The 393-nt window shown below is 48.9% G+C and carries 2 pseudogenes; both read left to right on the top strand.

Features of this window, described 5'->3' with window-relative positions:
• A pseudogene (locus UF05_RS24275) lies at nucleotides 1-269 on the top strand (NAD(P)-dependent oxidoreductase); the annotation flags it as partial.
• Nucleotides 270-275: 6 nt separating this feature from the next.
• A pseudogene (locus tag UF05_RS26730) lies at nucleotides 276-393 on the top strand (uracil-DNA glycosylase family protein); the annotation flags it as partial.

Below are 393 nucleotides of genomic sequence, written 5' to 3'. Positions count from 1 at the left end.
CTGTAGGTAGAGGAGATGTGTTGGATGAAGCCAGCCTGCTGCACGCCATAAATAATCGTTGGGTAGGACACGCTTTCTTGGTCGTGTTTGAGCAAGAACCACTGCCACCAGCGCATCCGATTTGGTAGTTACCGCAAGTGACCATCACGCCACACAGTGCCGCATTGAGCTTTCCTGAACAGGTGGTCGACATTTTTGCCGACAATTATCGACTTTGGCGCGATGGTTTCTCATTAAACAATCAAGTGGATTTCGAGATAGGGTATTAAAGATTGATGTCTCTAGAGAATCTACTCCAACAAGCGCGCGCGTGCCAAATATGCGCTGAGAGTTTACCTCTTGGAGCCAACCCTGTGGTCCAAGCCGGTAAAAACGCACGCATTCTGATTATGG

It is taken from the genome of Vibrio sp. S457-15, from assembly GCF_000960545.1.
Lineage (GTDB): Bacteria > Pseudomonadota > Gammaproteobacteria > Enterobacterales > Vibrionaceae > Vibrio > Vibrio parahaemolyticus.
Note: the sequence above shows the minus strand (reverse complement) of the source record. Positions and strands in the feature narration are given on the sequence as shown.